The organism is Corynebacterium striatum ATCC 6940, from assembly GCF_000159135.1.
GTDB lineage: Bacteria > Actinomycetota > Actinomycetes > Mycobacteriales > Mycobacteriaceae > Corynebacterium > Corynebacterium striatum.
The window spans coordinates 205,468-225,756 of sequence record NZ_GG667520.1; the positions used below are offsets into that span (position 1 = coordinate 205,468).

Consider the following 20,289-nt stretch of genomic DNA (forward strand, 5'->3'; position numbering starts at 1 on the left):
ATTGTCTCAAAGTGATAACGGGGAGCGTTCCCCGAGCGTTTATTGCAAACATTTCGGAATTATCAACAGAAGATAACAGGACGGTAACAGCGTCTTTTTTTGACGGAAAATTCGACACGGGACGTGATGATTTCGTAACCTACTTGAGACATTGAGTTACCGACACGAGGTGCTCAATACGAACTGAAGATTTAAGCGCCGCATCTGGCCCCTCCTGAACCGGGGGCCGAGTGGAGATGTTCCTACAGGAACGGAACATCAACGAACGCTAGGCCCGTCCAGGGTCAGAGCTTTGATTATCCGATTCGCTCGGAGGCGGCACACTTTAGTTCCAGCAAAACATCCTTTGCTGAACTGAGTGTGTGCAATCGAAGTAGGCGCGCAGGAAGATTTGGAGTTTATTTCGTGGCTAAGCACCGTCGTCAGGGCGCAATCAACACCCGCCGTATCGCAACCACCGCAGTTGCAGCAGCATCCGCAGCCGTTGCTGTCCCGGCAGTCGCACAGGGTGCAGAGGTTGTTATCCCTAACACCGACTTCCGCTTTGAGGTTGCAGGACTGGAAAACGTCCCGAACATCAACCAGGTGCCGAACATTCAGCAGTATGTTCCTTCCCTGCAGCAGGCAAACGTAAACTACGCCGCGTCCGTACAGGCTCCTGTTCCGGCTCCAGCCGCAGCACCGGCTCAGTCTGCAGGTCAGAAGGCACTTGCAGCAGCGCGCTCTGCAATCGGCTCCCCATACGTTTACGGTGCGGCAGGCCCTAGCGCATTCGACTGCTCTGGTCTGACCTCTTGGGCTTACCGTCAGGCAGGCCTTGAGATCCCTCGCACCTCCCAGGCTCAGGCAGCTGGCGGCCAGCAGGTCTCCCTTGATGCCCTGCAGCCAGGCGATATCATCGTCTACTACTCTGGCGCATCTCACGTCGGTATCTACACCGGCAACGGCACCATCATCGACGCTTTGAACTCCGGTACCCCGGTTCAGGAGCGTTCCCTGCACTACATGCCGATTCACTCCGCAGTTCGCTTCTAAGCGTCCGCCTGTTTCGGTCTAAAGGCTCTTCTCGTCCATCTCTCGATGGAACAGAAGGGTCTTTTTATGGTTTTATTAAGACTCGTGCCGGTATAGAAATCGGCAGCTCCATGCGCTATCATCAAGCAGTCTTTTAATATTTTCTAAGCCTTGGGAATTTCGACGTGCTTTCTTCGACTTTGCGGGCTCGCCGCACAGCAACCGCGGCTTGCGCTGCAGCTCTTGCTTTTTCTGCCGCCTGTGGCGCTGTCACTGCGCCTGTAGCTTTTGCTCAGGAAGTGGAGGACACTCAACCAGAACAGTTGCAGCAGCTCATTGACCGCGTTGTGGAAGTAGCGCAGCGCGTTTCCGCAAAAAGCGAAGAGGTGAAAACGCTCGAAGATCAACTCAGCAAAGCTGAAAAGGAAGTCGTAGCCCTCCAGCAGCATGCCGATGAAGCCAAGGCTGCAGCGGAAGATGCGTCAAATGCCGTTGCGGATCAGCAGGGCCGCATCAACGGCATCGCACAGTCTCGTTATCGCGGAGATTCCCGTAGTGCTGTGTCCGCAGCTCTCAATGCGGCAGACACAGCCTCGGCTGTAGAGCGCATGGGATACTTGGGCGCACTATCCCGCACCGCACAACGTCATCTTCTGGAAAAGTCTGCAGCCGCGCGGGAAGCGCGCGCTCTGCAGGAGGAGGCCGCTGCCGCAGTCAAGGCCGCTCAAGATAAAGCTGCCGATCTCAAGGTCAAGCGTGACGGCCTAGTGAAAGAACAGCAAGAGCTCGAGAAACAGAAGAAGGACATCGAGGCACAGGTCGATAGCCTGAACGAGGAGCAACGTGCTGCCTTCGTTGGACGCTTCGGTGCTCAGAACGTTGACCTCGCAGCGTTAGCAGATGGCTCCGGCTCAGAGGCAGTGGCCGCGGCTCTCACCCGTATCGGTGCGCCCTATGGTTGGGGAGCAACAGGTCCGGATACATTCGACTGTTCCGGATTGATGGTGTGGAGTTATCAGCAGATGGGCAAGTCCATTCCGCGTACCTCCCAGGCGCAGCTCGCCGGCGGCACGAAGGTGCCGCTTGATCAGCTCCAACCAGGTGACATTATCGGTTACTACCCAGGTGTAACCCACGTCGGTATGTACGTCGGTGATGGCCAGGTCGTCCACGCTTCGACCTACGGCGTTCCAGTCCAGGTGGTTCCGTTGGACTCTATGCCTGTTCAAGGCGCAGTGCGCTACTAGAGTAGGGCGCATGGCGCGCACTCTACTGGTTACTAATGATTTCCCGCCCACAATCGGCGGGATTCAGTCTTATCTACGGGACTTCGTTGACACGATCGATCCTTCTGAAATCGTGGTGTTTGCCTCCACCCAGGACGCAGAAGCCGCCGCGCTTTTCGACTCTGCCCAGCCCTATACTGTGGTGCGGTGGCCACACAAAGTCATGCTTCCGACTCCCGCAACTGCGCGGGAGATGCAGCGCCTCGTCAGGGAGCACGGCGTCGTCAATGTGTGGTTTGGCGCAGCAGCCCCCTTGGCGCTGATGGGTAAAGAGGCCAAAGAGGCCGGCGCGCACAAGGTTATCGCGACGACGCACGGTCATGAGGTGGGGTGGTCAATGCTGCCTCTCGCGCGCCAAGCCTTGCGCGAAATCGGTCGGCACGCTGATGTCATCACGTATATCTCTGACTACACATTGCGTCGCTTGACCGCGCCCTTCGGGCCTGGTCCGCGGTGGGTTCATCTTCCTTCCGCTGTGAGCCTCGAGGATTTCTCTCCGGCGGATGCGGCGGCAAAACAAGCTGCGCGAGCTCATTTTGGCCTTTCTGAAGGACCAGTTATTACCTGCATTTCCCGCCTTGTTCCCCGCAAAGGGCAGGACCAGTTGCTGCGTGCGCTTCCGCAGGTACGGCAGCGTTTCCCCGATGCCCAATTGCTCATTATTGGCCGTGGGCGTTACCGCACTGCTCTCAGTGAACTGGCTGACATCTATGCCCCCGACGTAGTTATCCGGGAAGCGAAGGACTCCGAAGAACTCCAGCAGGCATTGCATGCGGCGGACGTTTTCGCGATGCCTGCACGCACCCGCGGCGGAGGGCTTGATGTTGAAGGCTTGGGAATTGTCTATCTGGAGGCCCAAGCCTCCGGAATCCCGGTGGTAGCAGGTGATTCCGGCGGCGCCCCGGAGACTGTGACGCCAGAGAGCGGAATCGTGGTACATGGTTCAAGCGTTCCTGAACTAGTCGAGGCATTGTGCACTTTGCTTGGCGACGCCTCCCTTGCTCATCGCATGGGCCGCGCCGGACGCATGCATGTTGAACAGGAATGGACGTGGGAGATCATGGGGGAGCGTCTTCGCCGAATTCTCGATGAGGAGTAGCAAAAGCGATACAACGGCTGCGGGGTATTCGCTTGATCGATTCTTCACTGGCGCGCAGAATGTGAACATTAACCCACATGGGGTATATCCTTTTGTGCATGCTTGAACACGCCCATCCTGCCGTCGACTCCGGTCTCACCATCGGTTTCGACATTGGCGGCACCAACCTTCGTGCGGCGGCTATCGACGCCGATGGCGAGATCGTGGACTCCGTGAGCGTGCCGACGGCCAAAGTCGCCACGCAGCTTGAAGATGACATTGCCCGTGCAGTCGAGGAACTCAGTGCGACCCACGAGATCTCCGCCGTGGGGCTGGCTCTCGCGGGATTCCTTGACCCAGAGTGCGAAACCGTGCGTTTTGCCCCGCACTTGCCATGGCGCGATGCGCCCGTTCGTGAGATCTTGAGCAAAAGGATTGGCCTGCCGGTGCGTCTTGAACACGACGCAAACTCGGCAGCCTGGGGCGAGTGGCGCTTTGGCGCGGGCCGCGGCGCAAAGGACTGGGTGTTCTTCGCAATCGGCACCGGAATCGGTGCCACGCTCATGACAGAGGACAAGATCTACCGCGGAGCCTTCGGCACCGCCCCAGAGTTCGGCCACCTCACCGTGGTTCCTGGCGGACGTGAATGTTCGTGCGGCAAGCGCGGCTGCTTGGAGCGTTATGCGTCGGGCACCGCACTGCCAGACACCTGCGAGGAACTGCGCCCACAGTACGAAACAAAGCTTCCGGCCAATGCCACCGGCGTGCAGATTACGCAAGCGGCCCGCGAGGGTGACCCGCTGGGGTTGGCCGTTATGGAGAACTTTGGCACGTGGCTGGGACAAGGCTTGTCCATCGTGGCAGATGTCTTGGACCCTGAACTCATCGTTGTGGGCGGCGGCGTCGCCAATGACGCGGATCTCTACCTAGAGCGCGCACGCGAGAACATGGCACGACAGATCGTGGGCGCTGGACATCGCCCACTGGCCCGCGTGGCCACTGCGGAATTGGGTTCAGCCGCGGGTATGATTGGCGTTGCTGACCTTGCCCGTCATGGGCTCACCGTAGGTTAATTAGACGACAGGGACTTCACGATGCGAAACAAGTGGTACTGGGCCTTTAAGAACATTTTTTTCGGCCCTGCTCTGCGAGTATGGAACCGCCCATGGACCGAAGGAATGGATAATATTCCAGCCGAAGGCCCAGCCATCCTTGTTTCGAACCATCAAGCAGTGATGGATTCTTTCTTCTTCCCTCTCATGTGCCCGCGCCAAATCACGTTCTTGGCCAAGAGCGAATACTTCACCACACCAGGCGTGGTTGGCCGTGCACAGGCTTGGTTCTTTAGTTCCGTTGGACAAGTTCCGGTAGAACGCGACAGTGACGCTGCAGGCGATGCCATGCTTAAAGCTGCCAAGAAGATCCTCGACAGGGGAGACCTCTTTGGTATCTATCCAGAAGGTACCCGCTCTCCAGATGAGCGCATCTATAAAGGCCGCACTGGCATGGCGCGAATCGCCATGGCCACCGGCAAGCCCGTCATCCCAATCGCCATGATCGATACCCGCAAAGCGAACCCCATTGGTAGTTGGGTCCCGCGACCCATCAAGGTAGGGATGCGAGTAGCCAAGCCCATCGATCCGCATGCGTGGGCGGCCGAACGCGGCCTTAACCCAGAAGAGCACGAGACCATTCGTGCTTTCACCGACTTCGTGATGCATGAGCTCGCTGAGTTGGCTGAGAGCTCCTACGTGGACCTATATGCATCGGACGTAAAGGCATCGCTGCAGGCAGGCCACGGATACCCCGCTGGGGCCGAACCAACTGGGGAGGCACGCTAGCCATTGAGCCCCTCGCAGCCTCGATTAGCGTGGCCGGACATCGCCAAGGGCATTTCAATCCTAGGCGTTGTCCTTTTGCATGTCACCCTCACCGTTCCCGAATCCAGTGAGACTCGGCTGGCCGCTTTCAATGTGTGGCTTGATCCCCTACGCCTGCCGTTGTTCTTCCTCGTCAGCGGCTATTTTTCTAGCAAGGTCTTTAGCTTTACTTTCCCACAGCTCTTTGCCCGACGCCTGTGGTATTTCCTCGTGCCCTACGTCGTGTGGATGGCGGTGGAGCTGCAAGTAAAGCGTGTGGAATTGCATTGGGTTTTCGAAAGCCCGTTGTTTGACCGCAACGAGATGCTCTTCAACATGGTGGTGGGCCACACCATGGCGTGGTTTATCCACGCGTTGATATTCTTCAATATTTTCTTGTGGTGCGTGCGCAAGCTGCCCGGGTGGCTGGCGCTGCTGCTGAGTTTTGCACCCCTGCTCTTTATGGCGTGGCAGGCGCACTACACGGTCATTGCTAAAGCGATGATGTTCCTCCCAGTGTTCGTGGGCGCTGCCTTCTTCCGCGACTGGATTACCCGTTTCGCAGCAGAGGCAGAGGCCCCTTTCCAAGGCCGTTTTACTCGCACAACATTCTTCGTCTACGCGGGAGTCATTGCATCTTATGCTGGTGGTTTCCTGTTCCGCCGCGCCTGGGACGAGTACCCACAGGAGGTCTTTATCCCGTGGCCGCTTCCTGGTGCGGAATATCTGACTTCGAACGAGGTCCACATCATGGTCCGCTTTGTTGAGCAGACACTCGAGGTTCCTTTTGGCATTGTCATGGCCATTTGGGTTTCTCATTTGCCCAAAGTCTCTACCGCCTTGCGCTTCGTGGGCTCGCATACGCTGCCCATCTATCTGGGGCACCCTATCGGCTTGACAATCGGCTACGGTTTCTTCATGGCTTGGTTCCCGCACACTGTCTCTCTTGACGGCCAAACCCTCCTGGACAACACGCGGTTCTGGCTCATCGCCTGCTTTGTCTTCGCAGTTTTGGCTGCCTTGGCACTGTGGGCGCTGGGCAAAGTACCAATTGTTGGATGGCTTCTTAAGCCTCCGTCGATTACGCATCTGGTGGAAACAGCCCCGCGGCGCGACCACCCAGAAAATGAGGCGTCGTTAAGCATGGGCGCAGGGCCCACGAGACCCCATCGCATTCAGATCTAGGCAAGGCAACTAAGATAAGACCCCGTGCGCTACTTCTATGACACCGAATTTATCGAAGATGGAGAGACCATTGAGCTGGTCTCCATCGGCATCGTTGGGGAGGATGGTAGCGAATATTATGCGGTGTCCACGGACTTCAACCCCGCCCATGCCAACGCTTGGGTGCGCGAAAACGTCCTAGACAAGTTGCCTTCCCCGAGTAACCCCGTATGGAAGTCGTGCGAGCGCATCCGCGAGGAGCTGCTCGAGTTCTTCGCCGCCCACGCCACGCCGGTGGAACTGTGGGCCTGGGTTGGCGCCTATGATCACGTAGTCTTGGCCCAGCTCTGGGGTGATATGACCGGTCTTCCTAAGCGGATGCCGCGTTTTACGCGCGAACTCAAGCAGTACTGGGAATTTGCCGGCTGCCCCAAGCTGCCGCCGGTTCCGCAGGGCAATCACGATGCGCTTGTCGACGCCCGCCACAATCTCGCAAAATTCCGCGCCTGCATGGATGTACTACCCCTAGGAAGGGCCAACCAAGTCACTATCTAGCATCTAACTAACGCGCGACAGGTTAATAGTGGTTAAATAGCCATGTGAGTTGGACAGTAGATATCCCTAAAGAAGCACTTCCGGACCTCCCACCATTGCCAGCAGGCATCGAGGAGCGATTCCAGGACGTCATCGCGCGTGATGCGAAGCAGCAGCCCAGCTGGGATCAGTCCCAGGCAGACAACGTTCGCAAGATCCTGGAATCTGTTCCACCGATCGTTGTGGCCCCAGAGATTGAAGAACTCAAGCGCAAGCTTGCTGACGTCGCCCTGGGTAAAGCATTCCTCTTGCAGGGCGGCGACTGCGCTGAGACCTTCGAGTCCAACACTGAGCCGCACATCCGCGGCAACGTGAAGACCCTCCTGCAGATGGCCGTGGTGCTCACCTACGGTGCCTCCACCCCTGTGGTCAAGCTCGGCCGTATTGCCGGCCAGTACGCTAAGCCGCGTTCTTCCGACGTCGATGGCAACGGTCTGCTCAACTACCGTGGCGACATCGTCAACGGTGTGGAACCCACCGAGGAAGCTCGTCGTCACGACCCAGCCCGCATGGTGCGTGCATACGCGAATGCGTCCGCAGCGATGAACCTCGTGCGTGCGCTGACCTCTTCCGGCACCGCTGACCTGTACCGCCTCCACGAGTGGAACCGCGAGTTCGTGGCCAACTCCTCGGCGGGTGCGCGCTACCAGGCGCTTGCCAATGAGATCGAGAATGGCCTTGCTTTCATGAATGCTTGTGGGGTTTCCGATGAGACGCTGCGCTCGGCGGAGATTTACTGCTCCCACGAGGCATTGCTCAAGGACTACGAGCGTTCCATGCTGCGTCTCGGCGTCGATTCCAACGGCGAAACCAAGCTTTATGACCTGTCCGCACACCAGCTGTGGATCGGTGAGCGCACCCGTGGCTTGGAAGACTTCCACGTCAACTTCGCCTCGATCATCGGCAACCCAGTGGGCATCAAGCTCGGCCCGGGCGTTACCCCGGAGCAGGCCGTTGAGTACGCAGAGAAGCTCGACCCGAACCGTGAGCCGGGCCGCTTGACCATGATCACCCGCATGGGCCACGACAAGGTGCGCACCGTGCTTCCGGCAGTAGTCAAGGCAGTGGAGGACTCCGGCCACAAGGTTGTTTGGCAGTGCGACCCAATGCACGGCAATACCTTCACCGCATCGAATGGCTACAAGACCCGCCACTTCGACAAGATCGTGGACGAGGTGCAGGGCTTCTTCGAGGTACACCGCGAGCTGGGCACCCACCCAGGTGGCGTGCACCTCGAATTCACGGGTGAGGACGTCACCGAGTGCCTGGGCGGCGCAGAGGACATCACTGACGTGGACCTGCCGGGCCGCTACGAGTCCGCAGTGGACCCGCGCTTGAACACCCAGCAGTCGCTGGAGCTGTCCTTCCTCATCGCAGAGATGCTGCGTAACTAGGCGAAGAACGTCGGCATAGAACCGTATTGGCCGGAGCCGAACCACCACCCGCCCAAGGCGACGGCAACGGTTGCTAGCCCAACGAACGCCAAGAACAGCAGCAGCGTGAACACGTTGCGGTTGCTTAATGGGCGCTCGGCTGGCTCGTCTTCAGCGATGTGCGACAGCGCGCCCTGAGGCTGGGGCTCCAGCGGTGCTTGTGCGTGATAGTTAGATGTTGGATACTCCGCGCCGCGCGGGGCCACAGGTGGACCTGGTGGCGCGGCGAAGGGCGGAGCCGGCAAATCCGCGCGAGTTTCAAAACTCAGCGGTGCGCGGTGGGGGATATCCGCAGGAGGGGTCTGCGGAATGTATTCGGTCGCTGCCTCTGGGGCAGGGGCGGTGTGCTGCTCTGCGGGGGTTGCAGAGGGAGTATCGATAGTGGTCGTCGCGTCAAAGACGTGCGTGGCACCGGTTCCCGAGAAGTCGGTGGGCTGTTCAGCTGTGCGGGCGGCCGCTGCGTTGCGCGGAACTGGAACGGTGAACTCCGGCAGATCTAGGTCCCGTGTGACGTCGTCAAGAGCGTCGAGGAACTCCCCGGCGTCGGCGAAGCGCTCGCTGGCTTGGCGAGCGGTTGCGGTGGCCACGAGGGCGTCGAAAAGCTTCGGCACCCCGGCAATGCGTGACGACGGCGCCGGAACATCCGCGTGCAGGCGCGCTGTCGCGTGGTCCATCGGGGTCGCGCCACTAAACGGCACGGTGCCGGTGAGCAGCTCGAAGAGAACCACGCCCGCAGAATAGACGTCGGATTCAGGCGTGATCGGCTCGCCCGTGACTTGCTCAGGGGAGAGGTAGGACACCGTACCGATGATCTGGTTCGACGCCTGCTCGGCCGCCGCGGAGCGCACCAGGCCAAAGTCACCGAGCTTCACCCGGTTATGTGAGGTAATGAGCACGTTGTCCGGTTTAATGTCGCGGTGCACCAGGCCAGTGCGGTGCACCTCGTTGAGGCCCATGAGCATCGGGTGCATCACGGCGGCAGCCGCATGCGCAGGCATGGGCCCGCGCTCGGCGAGCAGCTCGCGCAACGTGCCGCCCGTGATGAGTTCCATGATGAGGTAGATGGGCACGCCCTCGGAAGAGAAGTCATGCACGGCAACGAGATTGGGGTGCTGTAGCTGCGCCATGGCGCGGGCCTCCCGCTCGAAGCGCTTCACAAAGGCAGGGTCGTCCTGGTAGCGCTCGTCCATGACCTTGGCGGCCACAGCTCTGCCTAGGCGCAAGTCAACGCAGCGATACACAGTGGACATACCGCCCTGCGCGATTGGCCGATCAACTCGATAGCGGTCTTCGAGTACGTCGCCTATTTCCAGCCTTGTCATGCATTCCAGTATGGCTGATAGGGAAGCAGATGTGGTATCCAGCTAAGGTTGTGTCTGTGAGTAACGCAGATACAAACAGTGCACGGACAAACAACGTACAGACAAACAACGCGCAGAACAATTCTCCTGCTGACAAGACGCAACAAATCGCAGCCCTGCTGGCTGATGAGAAGTTGCTGACATTGCAGGAAGTGGCGGACAAGCTTGATCTTCAGATCACCCGCGTCTTCGACCTGCTCAACGCACGCAAGTTCATCGCGTGGCGCGACGGCGAAGGCACCCGCTACGTTCCTGCTTCCTTCTTCAACGAGAAGGGCGTTATTTCCAAGTACGTTTCTGGCGTCATCACGGTCTTGACCGACGGCGGCTTCAACGACGACGAAATCTTCGTGCACCTGTTCACCGAGGACGATTCCCTTCCGGGCCGACCCATCGACGCACTGCACGGTCACCTTGCGCGCGAGGTCATCCGCCGCGCGCAGGCTTCGGCCTTTTAGGAAGCTTCGGGGGAAGATGCGGGGGCGTCGTCAAGCACAGGGCGTGGCTTGGCGGCGCGATCCCGCTCCCGTAAACCGCTGCCGAGGTTTTCCGGCAGTCCAGCAAAGATCCACTGCGTAAGCGCCCATGCGGCGACGACCATGCCGATATCCCACCACCAGTTGTAGAGCTGGTGGTTTCCGTCGCCGGAGAAAGCTACGCCAATAAATAGCGAGACGCCCGTGGTGATCTTGATGAGCAGCAGCGGCGGGCGGAATGTGCCCATGAGGGTCAACACCGAGGCGTAGTACCACGGCAGGGTTACAGAGTTGAACACGAACGCGACCTGGTAGGCGCCAGCGGTACCTGCGATGGCGCGGTTGATGGAACCGCGGCCCAGCCACCACATCAAGACCAAACCGATGAGCATGAAGACCATCGAGATGCTGCGCAGCATACCCAGTACACCGTTGTATGTGGTCTCTGGGCTAAAGACCTGGATAAGCGGGATGAGGACGTCGGCTGCGAAGGTAGGGCCGGCGAGGGGATTGACCACCTTGGAGTTGCCGCTGATTTGGGAGAGCCATCCCCAAGAACTGCCCGAGGCCCATGTAATGACAGCGACGGATAGAGCTACCTCAACCAACGCCACGATTCCAGAGATGACGAATGCGAGCACCTGTTTGGCGACGCCGCGTTCCCGCGGTGCGTGGTGAAGCACCATCATCCACACCACGAAGGGTGCTGCAAAAATGGCCGTTGCCTTGAGCGCCACGGCCACGCCGATGAGGATGAGGCCGATGTGGAAGCGCTTGTGTACCGCGGCAAGCAGGCCCAGGGACACGAGGGCCACCATGACGGACTCGTTGTGCATGCCACCGATGAGGTGAAGGACAACTACCGGATTGGCCACACCCAACCACAGTGCCAAAGCGGGGTCGCCGCCTAAGGCGCGGGCCAGGCGGGTAATTGCGAAGACGATGACGGCAAAGCCGAGGACGGAGATTGCCTTGTAGACGATGATTCCTGCGGCGACGTTATCGCCCACTAGGCGCGTGACGCCTTCGGCGGTCCACAAGTGCAACGGGCCATAAGGGGTGGTGGTGTTGCGCCAGTCATGGGAAACCTCAAGCAGAAATGGTCCCGGGTTGACGGCTGCGCCCTCGGTATAGGGATCGAAACCATCGCGCACCATGGCGCCTTGCATGAGATAGGAGTAGACGTCGCGGGAGGCAAGAGGTGCAGCAAAGAGCAGTGGAGCGATCCATGCGGCGAGCATGCGACGGATCTCGCGCAGGCCTCCGTCAGGAGTAGGATTCTTCAGCTGCGGCGCGACCACCTGGCGGCCGGCCAGGATCCATGCAGCGACGAGGCTAAAGAGGCCGAACCAGTAGAGAACCATGCCCACGTTGCGGCCGTGCCCGTAGGCCAAGAACCCGATGTTGAGGGCCTCCAGAAAACCGCCTCGGTTGCGCGTAGCGCCGCCGGAGAAGGAGACAATCATCAAGATGATGGAGGCAACGATGCCCACCGGTAGTGCATTGGGCAGCTGCAGGCTATACACCTTGTGCTTTGGGCCTGCGGTCTGAGGAGCAGGGGAGGCAGGAGATGTAACTGACATGCTGCCTACATTCGACGAGCCGTGGCCTTGATGGCCAGTGCCTCGAGGGTCTGAGTGACGTCGGTATCAACCTGCGCCTCGCGGAGGTGGCGCAGCCCTGACTCGGTGAGAGCGGTGATTTGCTCTTCAAGCAGCGCTGGGGCGCCGGAGTCCTCGATGATTTGCGCCATGCGGGCAATGTCAGCGGGATCCTCGCTGTTGCCGATGAGACTACGCAGCGTCTTGGCAGCGGCTGGGTCCTTCGCGTCGGCGTGCTGGAGCGCCAAGGAAAGGAGGACGGTGCGCTTGCCTTCGCGCAGATCGTCGCCAGCAGGCTTTCCAGTGATCGCGGGGTCGCCGAAGACGCCGAGCTGGTCATCGCGCAGCTGGAAGGCGATTCCGATGTCGCGGCCGTAGCCACGGAAAGCGTCGATAAGCGCAGGCTCGGCGCCTGCGACTGCGGCACCAAGGTGAAGCGGTCGCTCGATGGTGTACGCGGCCGTCTTGTAACGGTTGACCGAGTTGGCTAGCGCTAGGTCCTCGGAACCCGCGGCCTCCAGCGAAATGTCTAGAATCTGGCCGCCGATGACCTCGGTGCGCATACCTGACCATGGGCCGCGAGCGCGATGCAGCGCGGCGCCGCTGAGGCCGGAGCCCTGCAGCATGTCTTCGGCCCATGCGAGTGCAAGATCGCCAACCAGGATGGCTACTGATTGACCGAAGAAGTCGGCATCGCCGTGGTAGCCCTTGGCCCTGTGTTGTGCTGCGACGGCGCGATGCACAGTGGGATTTCCGCGCCGGGTATCAGAGGAATCGATGATGTCATCGTGGATAAGCGCGCACGCCTGGATGAACTCCAGCGATGAGGCGGCGGTGGCCATAGCCTGGGCATCCTCGCCGCTCTCTAGGCCGTGCGCGCCGAGGAAGCCAGCCCACGCGTAGGTGGGGCGAATGCGCTTGCCGCCATCGAGAACGAAGGACTCTAGGAAGTTCGTTGCGTTGACAACGGGTTCACCAATTTCTGCAACCTCGGGGCGACGCTGTGCGAGGAACTCGCTGAGCTTTTCGCGGGCGAGGTCGGGGAACTGCTCGATGGTGGGAATGCTGCTGTCTTTCACCCCTCACACGTTACCTGTTAGGGCAGACGTTTCTAATTAGGTGGCAGACAGGGGCAACCGTGCCGCGAGAATCGCAAAGGCGCGTTCGTCTGCGGGGTATTCGAGGTTGCGTAGGACATCGAAGAATCCCACTTTGCGGTAAAGGCCAAAAGCGGCGTTTGCCTCGTTGGGGACCTCGGGCGTGGATAACAAGAGATAGGAGGCTGGCGCGTTCCACGCGAGTTCCTCGATGAGGCAGAGGCCTAAGCCATGGCCCTGCAAGTTAGGGGTGACATGAATCTCGGCGAGCTCGAAATAGTTGTGCAAGATATCCAGTTGCTCGGGCGTGGGGCCGCCGGCCTCGGTGAAACCGCGGCGCAGCTGGCGGTCCCACCAGGTGTCCGGCGTACCGACAAAACCGTAGGCCAAGCCCGCGATGCCGAATTCATTTTCGGCGATAACCGCAGTGAATCCGGGACGCATGACATCAGCCTTCCACGCGTTAATCCGGTTAGCCCGAATGGTGGGGTTATATCCCATGGCTTCGATGTAGATGTCCACCAACTGTGGGGCCAGCATGGCGAATTCTTGGGGGCTCAGGCGCCGAATTTGAAAACTCACACTTCTAATAACAGCAGACTTAGGGGTTGTTCGACAACGTAATTGCGCAGCTTTTCTGTTTTTAAAAATGAACATCGTGTGTAGATTTTCGAAAGTTAAAAACGCTCTGAAGTGGAAAAACTATTGCACTATTCGAACAAGTGATCTAAAATGAAGGTAGATGTCTGGAAGGCTCTTTAGATTGTTAGTCAATACCAGCGAAGGAGGAGCATCATGGCACAGGTAATTTCAGCTACGGCCCAGTTCAGGGGGTCGCGCGCGGCAGTGGGCGCATTCAAGCGTGACCGTTTTATGGAGCAGGCAAGCGACTTGCTAGCGCAAGCTCGTGCCATGGCTGCTGTGGGCCGTTGGGATCAGGCGCTGGAGTTTGCTTATCAGGCGGGCCTCCGTACGGCCGGTGCTCGTATTGCGGACTCTGCGGTGGCAAAGCGGCGTCGCCTTCCGTCGAGTGCTTGGGCGCAGCTCGCACTCGTTGGGGGAGAGGAAAAGGAATGGGCTGAGCGCTTTGGTGCTTACTCTCGCTTTCGCTCCCGGGTGGCCTCTGGCTTGGAGGGCGCTCCTTCGGACGAGGTTGTCCTTGAAGTGATGGCCTTGGCGGCGGAATTCCTTTCCTATGTGGAAGAGGAAATGGGCTTCGGCTCCCTTGCTGCGTAAAGCGGGAACTGGGACATGTTCGGCGTGTTGTACCCCAGTTATGTGGGGGTAGACTGTATTTGCGGGAACTAACTGATTACTCTGGGCGTTAGATAATTAGTAGTTCACAAAATATGGTGTATCCCAAAGCGTGTGCGGCCAGCATTTGTGCACTGCGTTGTGGAACTTAGCCCTAGACCCATTGAAATCAGTTGGAGGAACAGTGTCGCTTTCCGAGCACGAGCAGCAAGCTCTCCGTGAAATTGAACGGTCCTTATTGCAGGATGATCCTAAGTTTGGTTCCTCTGTTGCTGAGGATTCCGGCTTCGGTGGCAACGGTGGTGCGATTACCCTTCGTGGCATCGCGCTCATTGTCGTGGGGCTCTTGCTCTTGGTGGGTGGCGTAGCCCTCGCGCAGCAGAACCTCTGGTTCGTCAGCATTTCTATCGTTGGATTCCTTGTTATGTTTGCCTCTGGCGTGTGGATGCTGCGTGGGCGCGAGGAGAAGGCGCCGTCTTACTCGGGTGCTCGCGCTAAGCAGAAGTCGGCCGGTGGTCAGGGCGGAGTAGGCGGCCGTCTGGAGGAGAACTTCCGCCGTCGTTTCGAAGAGCGATAAGCGCCAGCGCTGAAACAAGCCGAATTTGTGGTTTGAGCCCGCATTCCTAACTTCCCAAGCGGAAGAGGGGATGCGGGCTTTTTGCGTTCAGCCCTTTGTGAGATTCACACTTCAAGGTTCCCACTTTCTAATCCCCACTTTGCCCCACATTCCCCACTTTCTCCCACATTCCCCACTTTGCACCACCGGGGAGACGTTTGGGCTGAAGCTGTGGCGGCGCTTTTTAGAAATGCAACCCTGGAATCCCAGACCTTGTGGTCGCTGTTGTCGGAGTTTGGAGTGTGAGCAAAACTGACCTTGACGTCTGGTTTTCCGGGTCTGCTGTTTTGGGAAATGGGTAAATGGCATCGGATGGTGCGCGGTGTGCGGGTGGAGAATTCACAATATAAGGGGCTATTGCGGCCTATGGTGCGCAATATGTAGGTGTTTCTGGTGGGGCCAAAGGGGTCATTGTGGGGTGGTGTCAAGGGGGTAGCGGGGATTTCTTCCCACCGTTAAAACGGTCGTCTACCTCGATCGATCGAGTTGGAATTCTTTGAACACGCGGCTTGGGGTGACAGAAGTGGGGGAAAGTGGGGTAGAGTGGGGCGCAGTGTGAAAGTGAGCGTCAGAATTTCGAGTAACTCCCGAGGGTTTGGCGCAAGGTTTCATGCCAGAGGAATCCGGAGTTTCGAGTGACAGGAAGGTGGGCCCGGGATGTTTCTGGGTACCTACACTCCCAAACTCGATGACAAAGGGCGGCTTACGCTTCCCGCTAAGTTCCGCGAAGATTTGGCTGGCGGCCTTATGGTCACCAAAGGTCAGGATCACTCTCTAGCGGTTTATCCGCGTGAGGAATTCGCGGCGCGTGCACGGAAAGCGGCAGCAGTGTCTCGCACCAACCCAGACGCGCGTGCGTTTATTCGTAACTTGGCAGCAAGTGCGGATGAGCAAAGGCCGGATGGACACGGACGAATCACTCTTTCAGCCGCACACCGCGAATACGCAAACCTCTCAAAGGAATGCGTGGTGGTCGGTTCAGTGGACTTCCTCGAAATCTGGGACGCAGCCGCGTGGGCTGAGTACCAGGCGCAAACTGAAGATGCTTATTCGGCAGCAGACGCCGATGACGTACTCGCTGGGTTGCTCTAAAGAGCAAGGGCAGCGATGAGTGCGTGTACGGACTCTGCCCGAGGTGGATGCTCTGGTGTACTTCCCCGATATCAGAAACCTGCCTCGGACAGGGCCCTATACGCACTTTTTTGCTCTGTGGGACCAATTGAGAAAAAAGGGGGTGACGAGCAGTAATGACGGCTCAAGACAAGAACACTGACAACGTAGCCAACAACATTAACTACGACATAGCCGAAAACCACGGCCATGTTCCAGTCATGCGCGAGCGTATGGCTCAACTGCTCGCGCCCGCAATTGAGGCGGCCGGGAGCAACGCGGTTGTCGTTGACGGCACTTTAGGCGCCGGTGGCCACGCCGATTTTTTCCTGCGGACTTTCCCTAACCTGCACGTGGTAGGCGTTGATCGTGATGGCGCATCGCTGGCCGCAGCCACCGAGCGCTTGGAGCCATTCGAGGATCGCTTTGTGGGCGTCAACGCACGCTTCGACGAGGTCGGCGGCGAAATTGCCAGGGGAGAGGGCGCAATCTTTGACATTGCTCGCGAGCACGGCATTGCTGGCGCCCTGTTCGACTTGGGTGTTTCTTCCATGCAGCTCGACCAAGTTGAGCGCGGCTTTGCGTATAAGACGGATGCACCATTGGACATGCGCATGGACCCCTCGCATGGCATTACCGCTGCAGACGTGTTGAACACGTACAGCCATGGCGACCTTGCACGAATTCTCAAGACCTACGGGGATGAGCGTTTCGCCGGCAAAATTGCCTCGGCGGTGCTCAAGGAGCGTGAGAAAGAGCCGTTCAGCAACTCCGAACGTCTTGTTGAACTGCTCTACGCCACCATCCCCGCGGCAACTCGCCGCACCGGCGGGCATCCGGCAAAGCGCACCTTCCAGGCATTGCGCGTCGAGGTTAACCGCGAGCTTGAGGCAATCGAGCAGGTGATCCCCGTTATTACAGATGCACTACACGTCGGCGGACGCGCGGTGTTCATGAGCTACCAGTCTCTCGAGGACCGCACCGTTAAGCAGGCTTTCGCCGAGCTGGCTGCGTCTAAGACGCCAGCCGGGCTTCCGATGGATCTCCCGGGCACGGCTCCAAAGTTTAAAACGGTCACCCGTGGCGCTGAAAAGGCGAGCGCCGAGGAAATTGAAGAAAACTCCCGCGCCGCATCCGTGAGGGTGCGGGCCATAGAGAGGCTCGAGGGCGAGCCTCACCTGCACCCACCGGGAGGTAGTGCATGAGCCTCTACGAACGCACAACCGCACCACACACTTCCCGCATCACCACACAAGAGAGGACCCGCACCATGGGGGCGAGCCGCGACTTTACAACCGGTACCGATACCGGAGCTGCCACGACTCTTCTAGAGCCAGGTCGCCGCGCCGTTCCCCAGCGCACTCCGCGTCGAACGCCGCACCGTACCCAGGTGCCGGCGCGCCGCGGAAACCGCTTGGGTTCGAAGCAGGTTGTTTCTTTCCGTGGCCGCCGTCTTCCACAGCAGTCGCTAAATAAAAAGAGCTCGCTTTTTACTCGTATGTCCTTCATGGCCATCGGATTGCTGATTTTCGGCGTCGTGGTGTCGATGTGGCTTTCTGGTATCTCGACTGCCCAGACCTTTGTGGTCAAGGACTTGACAGTTCGCGAGTCTGAGCTGAATAACCAGCTCGAGACGCTGAATCGTGACCTCGAAAATGTGCGCTCGGCTTCTGACGTTGCGCGGCGTGCCAATGATGCCAAGATGGGTGTACCTACCCAGCCAGGAATCGTAGAGGTCGGCCCAGACGGGGCTGTCAATGAGAAGCGTCCGGCTGAGTTGAACACTGAGTCCATTGTTGACGTCAACGGCGAGCCAGTCCGTCCGGGCCAGGCATCGAGTGATCCGAACGCAACGAAGGACATCTCAGATAGTCTCAACGAGGTGCCGCAGGGTCGTCAACGTGAGGCGCGCAATAACAATGGCCAGGCTCCGGCCGGGCAGGAATCTGCTCCGGCAGCACCGCAGGATCTGCCGAACATCCCAGCCCAAGCGCCATACGCTAACTAGCTAAAAATCCTGCTTCTTCAGAAGTGCTCGCGCGTGCCTGTGCGAGCACTTGGCTTTTATAAGGCAAAATCTTCAAGCAAGACTGCCTGCTTTGCGGGCGAGCTTCAAGACCATCGGTCATGCCGAGCCCGCAACCGCATTTAAGTGGCTTTTGTATTCGACGCGGCATAAGGAAAAGGTGACTTTGTGACTCCACCAAATTCAGGTGACCGTCGACGCGGTTCCCGAGGGGAGCATGGGCGCGATGGCAGGGATAATGCTGCCGACCGCGGTCGTTATGGCCGCCAAAGTGGGCGTTCCGGTGGTCGTAGCCATCGGGGGGCCGCCACTGGATCCGCTATGCCGCGTGCAGGTTCGGCGTCGCGCCCGAGTGAGCGAGTAAAGCCTGCAACACGTGATCCGCAGGCCCAGGGCGGTGGCCGTACCGCGCGTGCCAAGGCTGCCATGGCTTTGCCGCAGAAGGCTATCTTGCGGCAGCGAGTCAAAACCGTTGTTGCTGTCCTTATGGTGGTGTTCGTGGCCTTGGTCGGGCGCTTGGCTTGGGTACAGATCGTCTGGGGTCCCGACTTTGCCGCTAAAGCTGTGGCTCAGCGATCCCGCGTGTATATCGACTCGGCTCGCCGCGGTGAGATTGTCGATCGCAATGGGCAGCGACTTGCCTACACAATGAAGTCGCGTTCACTCACCGTTTCGCCAACGCGCCTGCGCGACGAACTTCGTGAGCAGGAGGAGTTGGAAGCTACCGGAGAAGCTTCCTTTGACGGGCTTGACGACGCCGCGCGTAAGAAGTTTCTTGACGATAAGCTCGAAGAGCGACTCAAGGACATGGCGAAGGGCATCCCTTCCAAAATCAACGATGCTGGATTGGACACCGGCGACGTGGACGAGAAACAGATTCTGGATAAGCTGCACGCGGATACCCAGTACGAGGTTCTAGTTCGTAACGTGGACCCGGATGTAGCAGTGAAAATCGCTTCTGAGTACCACGGACTCGCAGCTGATGAGCAGCAGATTCGCCAGTACCCGAATGGCTCCATCGCGGAGAACGTCATCGGCAAGGTCTCCATGGACGGACAAGGTCAGTTCGGCTTCGAAGCTTCCGGTGACTCCACTCTGACTGGTATCGATGGCAGCTCCACCGAGGATGTTTCCACCAATGGTCAGGCAATTCCCGGCACGTTGCGCGATGAGGTCTCAGCAACCGACGGCAAGAACGTCACCTTGACCCTGGACCTTGATTTGCAGACCTACGTACAGCAGAAGCTGGAGAAGGCACGCGCCAACTCCAAGGCCAAGAATGCACAAGCGGTGGTCCTCGACGTTGCTACGGGCGAAGTCTTGGCCATGGCCAACACGGGAACCATCGATCCGAACAAGGACATCGAAAAGCAGCTCAAGGAAGACAAAACCTTCGACAACCACAGCGTTTCGCACCCGTATGAGCCTGGCTCAGTGGCCAAAATCATCACCGCGGCCGCAGCGCTGCAGGAGGGCGTTACCACCCCAGACCAGGTTCACCAGGTTCCAGGATCCATCGATATGGCTGGCGTAACTGTTAATGATGCCTGGGATCACGGCGTCGAGCCTTACACCACCACCGGTATTTTCGGTAAGTCCTCAAACGTGGGCACTCTAATGATCGCCCAGCAGTTGGGGCAGGAGCGCTACGCCAAGTATCTCAAGGCCTTCGGCCTTGGTCAGACCACTGGTATTGAACTGCCAAACGAGTCTGCAGGTTTGGTCCCCGATCAGGAGCAGTGGTCCGGCGGTACCTTCGCCAACCTGCCGATCGGCCAGGGCCAGTCGTGGACCACGCTGCAGATGGCCAGCGTCTACCAGACTTTGGCGAACGGTGGTGAGCGCATCGAGCCACGCATCATTTCCTCCATCACCAATTCCAACGGCGAGAAAGAGGAGCTCGACGCTCCCAAGAAGACGCAGGTAGTAAGCAAGGAAACCGCGAAGACCACTGTGGATATGTTCCGCGCTGTCTTCCAATCCGACCCGAATGGCGTCCAGAACGGCACCGCCGGCGGCAACAAGATCGAGGGATACCAACTTTCCGGCAAGACCGGTACCGCACAGAAGGTTGACGAGAAGACGGGAGCCTACTCGAACTCCGCCTACTGGATCACCTTCGCGGGTATCGCGCCTGCCGACGACCCACGCTTTGTTGTGGCAATCATGCTCGACGAGCCGCAGTCCGGAGTTAACGACAATGGTTCCGGTGGTCAGTCCGCAGCGCCTGTCTTCAAAGACATCGCAAGCTGGCTGCTCAATCGCGATAACATTCCTACCTCCCCGCCTAGCCCAGAGCTAACGTTGCGAGCTCAGTAAG

At 58.9% G+C, this 20,289-nt stretch carries 19 protein-coding genes; 15 read left to right on the forward strand and 4 right to left on the reverse strand.

What is annotated here, in order from left to right; genetic code table 11:
• Nucleotides 1-405: 405 nt before the first annotated feature.
• From HMPREF0308_RS03235 to HMPREF0308_RS03270, 8 genes are all read left to right on the forward strand, one after another.
• Nucleotides 406-1,035, forward strand: coding sequence for a C40 family peptidase (locus HMPREF0308_RS03235; RefSeq protein WP_005528666.1), 630 nt, complete (start codon nt 406-408; stop codon nt 1,033-1,035).
• Nucleotides 1,036-1,199: 164 nt separating this feature from the next.
• Nucleotides 1,200-2,261 carry a C40 family peptidase gene (locus HMPREF0308_RS03240; protein WP_115340892.1) on the forward strand — a complete coding sequence of 354 codons (1,062 nt, stop codon included), beginning with the start codon at nt 1,200-1,202 and terminating at the stop codon, nt 2,259-2,261.
• A gap of 10 nt (nt 2,262-2,271) precedes the next feature.
• Entirely contained in the window at nt 2,272-3,399 is a 1,128-nt protein-coding gene (locus HMPREF0308_RS03245) for a glycosyltransferase family 4 protein (RefSeq protein ID WP_005528670.1), read from the forward strand.
• 98 nt (nt 3,400-3,497) lie between these two features.
• A complete protein-coding gene (locus HMPREF0308_RS03250) occupies nt 3,498-4,451 on the forward strand; it encodes an ROK family protein (RefSeq protein WP_034656803.1) in 954 nt (317 codons plus the stop codon).
• A gap of 21 nt (nt 4,452-4,472) precedes the next feature.
• On the forward strand, nt 4,473-5,219 hold the full coding sequence (locus HMPREF0308_RS03255; RefSeq protein ID WP_005528673.1) for a lysophospholipid acyltransferase family protein: 747 nt from the start codon (nt 4,473-4,475) through the stop codon (nt 5,217-5,219).
• Between the two features lie 3 nt (nt 5,220-5,222).
• Nucleotides 5,223-6,422: an acyltransferase family protein gene (locus HMPREF0308_RS03260; RefSeq protein WP_005528675.1), complete on the forward strand. Its 1,200-nt coding sequence runs from the start codon at nt 5,223-5,225 to the stop codon at nt 6,420-6,422.
• 24 nt (nt 6,423-6,446) lie between these two features.
• Nucleotides 6,447-6,956 (forward strand): polyadenylate-specific 3'-exoribonuclease AS, encoded by a 510-nt coding sequence (locus HMPREF0308_RS03265; RefSeq protein ID WP_005528677.1) that lies wholly within the window; start codon nt 6,447-6,449, stop codon nt 6,954-6,956.
• 44 nt (nt 6,957-7,000) lie between these two features.
• Nucleotides 7,001-8,389 carry a class II 3-deoxy-7-phosphoheptulonate synthase gene (locus tag HMPREF0308_RS03270; RefSeq protein ID WP_034656806.1) on the forward strand — a complete coding sequence of 463 codons (1,389 nt, stop codon included), beginning with the start codon at nt 7,001-7,003 and terminating at the stop codon, nt 8,387-8,389.
• Here HMPREF0308_RS03270 and HMPREF0308_RS03275 read toward each other — a convergent pair.
• Entirely contained in the window at nt 8,386-9,750 is a 1,365-nt protein-coding gene (locus tag HMPREF0308_RS03275) for a protein kinase domain-containing protein (RefSeq protein WP_005528680.1), read from the reverse strand. The two genes, HMPREF0308_RS03270 and HMPREF0308_RS03275, sit on opposite strands and share 4 nt — an antisense overlap.
• Nucleotides 9,751-9,779: 29 nt before the next feature.
• On the opposite strand from HMPREF0308_RS03275, the gene HMPREF0308_RS03280 reads away from it, so the two are divergent.
• Nucleotides 9,780-10,247, forward strand: a complete 468-nt coding sequence (locus HMPREF0308_RS03280; RefSeq protein WP_005528683.1) for an Rv2175c family DNA-binding protein — start codon at nt 9,780-9,782, stop codon at nt 10,245-10,247.
• Here the strand turns inward: HMPREF0308_RS03280 and HMPREF0308_RS03285 are convergent.
• The 3 genes from HMPREF0308_RS03285 to HMPREF0308_RS03295 are packed head-to-tail and all read right to left on the reverse strand — an operon-like array spanning nt 10,244 to nt 13,545.
• The gene (locus HMPREF0308_RS03285) at nt 10,244-11,848 is read right to left on the reverse strand and encodes an alpha-(1->6)-mannopyranosyltransferase A (RefSeq protein WP_080548597.1); all 1,605 of its coding nucleotides are present in this window, start codon (nt 11,846-11,848) and stop codon (nt 10,244-10,246) included. The two genes, HMPREF0308_RS03280 and HMPREF0308_RS03285, sit on opposite strands and share 4 nt — an antisense overlap.
• Nucleotides 11,849-11,853: 5 nt before the next feature.
• Nucleotides 11,854-12,945 (reverse strand): polyprenyl synthetase family protein, encoded by a 1,092-nt coding sequence (locus HMPREF0308_RS03290; protein ID WP_005528686.1) that lies wholly within the window; start codon nt 12,943-12,945, stop codon nt 11,854-11,856.
• A gap of 36 nt (nt 12,946-12,981) precedes the next feature.
• Complete coding sequence (locus HMPREF0308_RS03295; RefSeq protein WP_034656807.1) at nt 12,982-13,545, reverse strand: N-acetyltransferase; 564 nt, start codon at nt 13,543-13,545, stop codon at nt 12,982-12,984.
• 213 nt (nt 13,546-13,758) lie between these two features.
• Between HMPREF0308_RS03295 and HMPREF0308_RS03300 the strand changes: the two genes are divergently transcribed.
• From HMPREF0308_RS03300 to HMPREF0308_RS03325, 6 genes are all read left to right on the forward strand, one after another.
• Nucleotides 13,759-14,199, forward strand: a complete 441-nt coding sequence (locus tag HMPREF0308_RS03300; protein ID WP_005528690.1) for an SAV_6107 family HEPN domain-containing protein — start codon at nt 13,759-13,761, stop codon at nt 14,197-14,199.
• Nucleotides 14,200-14,401: 202 nt separating this feature from the next.
• Complete coding sequence (locus HMPREF0308_RS03305; RefSeq protein WP_005528692.1) at nt 14,402-14,794, forward strand: DUF3040 domain-containing protein; 393 nt, start codon at nt 14,402-14,404, stop codon at nt 14,792-14,794.
• A 696-nt stretch (nt 14,795-15,490) separates the two neighbouring features.
• On the forward strand, nt 15,491-15,925 hold the full coding sequence (mraZ, locus tag HMPREF0308_RS03310; RefSeq protein ID WP_005528693.1) for a division/cell wall cluster transcriptional repressor MraZ: 435 nt from the start codon (nt 15,491-15,493) through the stop codon (nt 15,923-15,925).
• A 155-nt stretch (nt 15,926-16,080) separates the two neighbouring features.
• Nucleotides 16,081-17,148 carry a 16S rRNA (cytosine(1402)-N(4))-methyltransferase RsmH gene (rsmH, locus tag HMPREF0308_RS03315; RefSeq protein ID WP_005528695.1) on the forward strand — a complete coding sequence of 356 codons (1,068 nt, stop codon included), beginning with the start codon at nt 16,081-16,083 and terminating at the stop codon, nt 17,146-17,148.
• Nucleotides 17,145-17,951, forward strand: coding sequence for a cell division protein FtsL (gene ftsL / locus HMPREF0308_RS03320; RefSeq protein WP_034656808.1), 807 nt, complete (start codon nt 17,145-17,147; stop codon nt 17,949-17,951). The genes rsmH and ftsL overlap by 4 nt, the downstream gene beginning before the upstream one ends.
• Before the next feature lie 444 nt (nt 17,952-18,395).
• On the forward strand, nt 18,396-20,288 hold the full coding sequence (locus HMPREF0308_RS03325; protein WP_005528701.1) for a peptidoglycan D,D-transpeptidase FtsI family protein: 1,893 nt from the start codon (nt 18,396-18,398) through the stop codon (nt 20,286-20,288).
• The last annotated feature ends 1 nt before the right edge of the window (nt 20,289 follow it).

What these genes read in the sequence shown, in the direction of transcription:
- HMPREF0308_RS03245 (WP_005528670.1), top strand. Translation starts at nt 2,272, where the DNA reads ATGGCGCGCACTCTACTGGTTACTAATGATTTCCCGCCCACAATCGGC.
- HMPREF0308_RS03250 (WP_034656803.1), top strand. Translation starts at nt 3,498, where the DNA reads ATGCTTGAACACGCCCATCCTGCCGTCGACTCCGGTCTCACCATCGGT.
- HMPREF0308_RS03255 (WP_005528673.1), top strand. Translation starts at nt 4,473, where the DNA reads ATGCGAAACAAGTGGTACTGGGCCTTTAAGAACATTTTTTTCGGCCCT.
- HMPREF0308_RS03275 (WP_005528680.1), bottom strand. Translation starts at nt 9,750, where the DNA reads ATGACAAGGCTGGAAATAGGCGACGTACTCGAAGACCGCTATCGAGTT.
- HMPREF0308_RS03280 (WP_005528683.1), top strand. Translation starts at nt 9,780, where the DNA reads ATGTGGTATCCAGCTAAGGTTGTGTCTGTGAGTAACGCAGATACAAAC.
- HMPREF0308_RS03285 (WP_080548597.1), bottom strand. Translation starts at nt 11,848, where the DNA reads ATGTCAGTTACATCTCCTGCCTCCCCTGCTCCTCAGACCGCAGGCCCA.
- HMPREF0308_RS03300 (WP_005528690.1), top strand. Translation starts at nt 13,759, where the DNA reads ATGGCACAGGTAATTTCAGCTACGGCCCAGTTCAGGGGGTCGCGCGCG.
- mraZ (WP_005528693.1), top strand. Translation starts at nt 15,491, where the DNA reads ATGTTTCTGGGTACCTACACTCCCAAACTCGATGACAAAGGGCGGCTT.
- rsmH (WP_005528695.1), top strand. Translation starts at nt 16,081, where the DNA reads ATGACGGCTCAAGACAAGAACACTGACAACGTAGCCAACAACATTAAC.
- ftsL (WP_034656808.1), top strand. Translation starts at nt 17,145, where the DNA reads ATGAGCCTCTACGAACGCACAACCGCACCACACACTTCCCGCATCACC.
- HMPREF0308_RS03325 (WP_005528701.1), top strand. Translation starts at nt 18,396, where the DNA reads ATGGCTTTGCCGCAGAAGGCTATCTTGCGGCAGCGAGTCAAAACCGTT.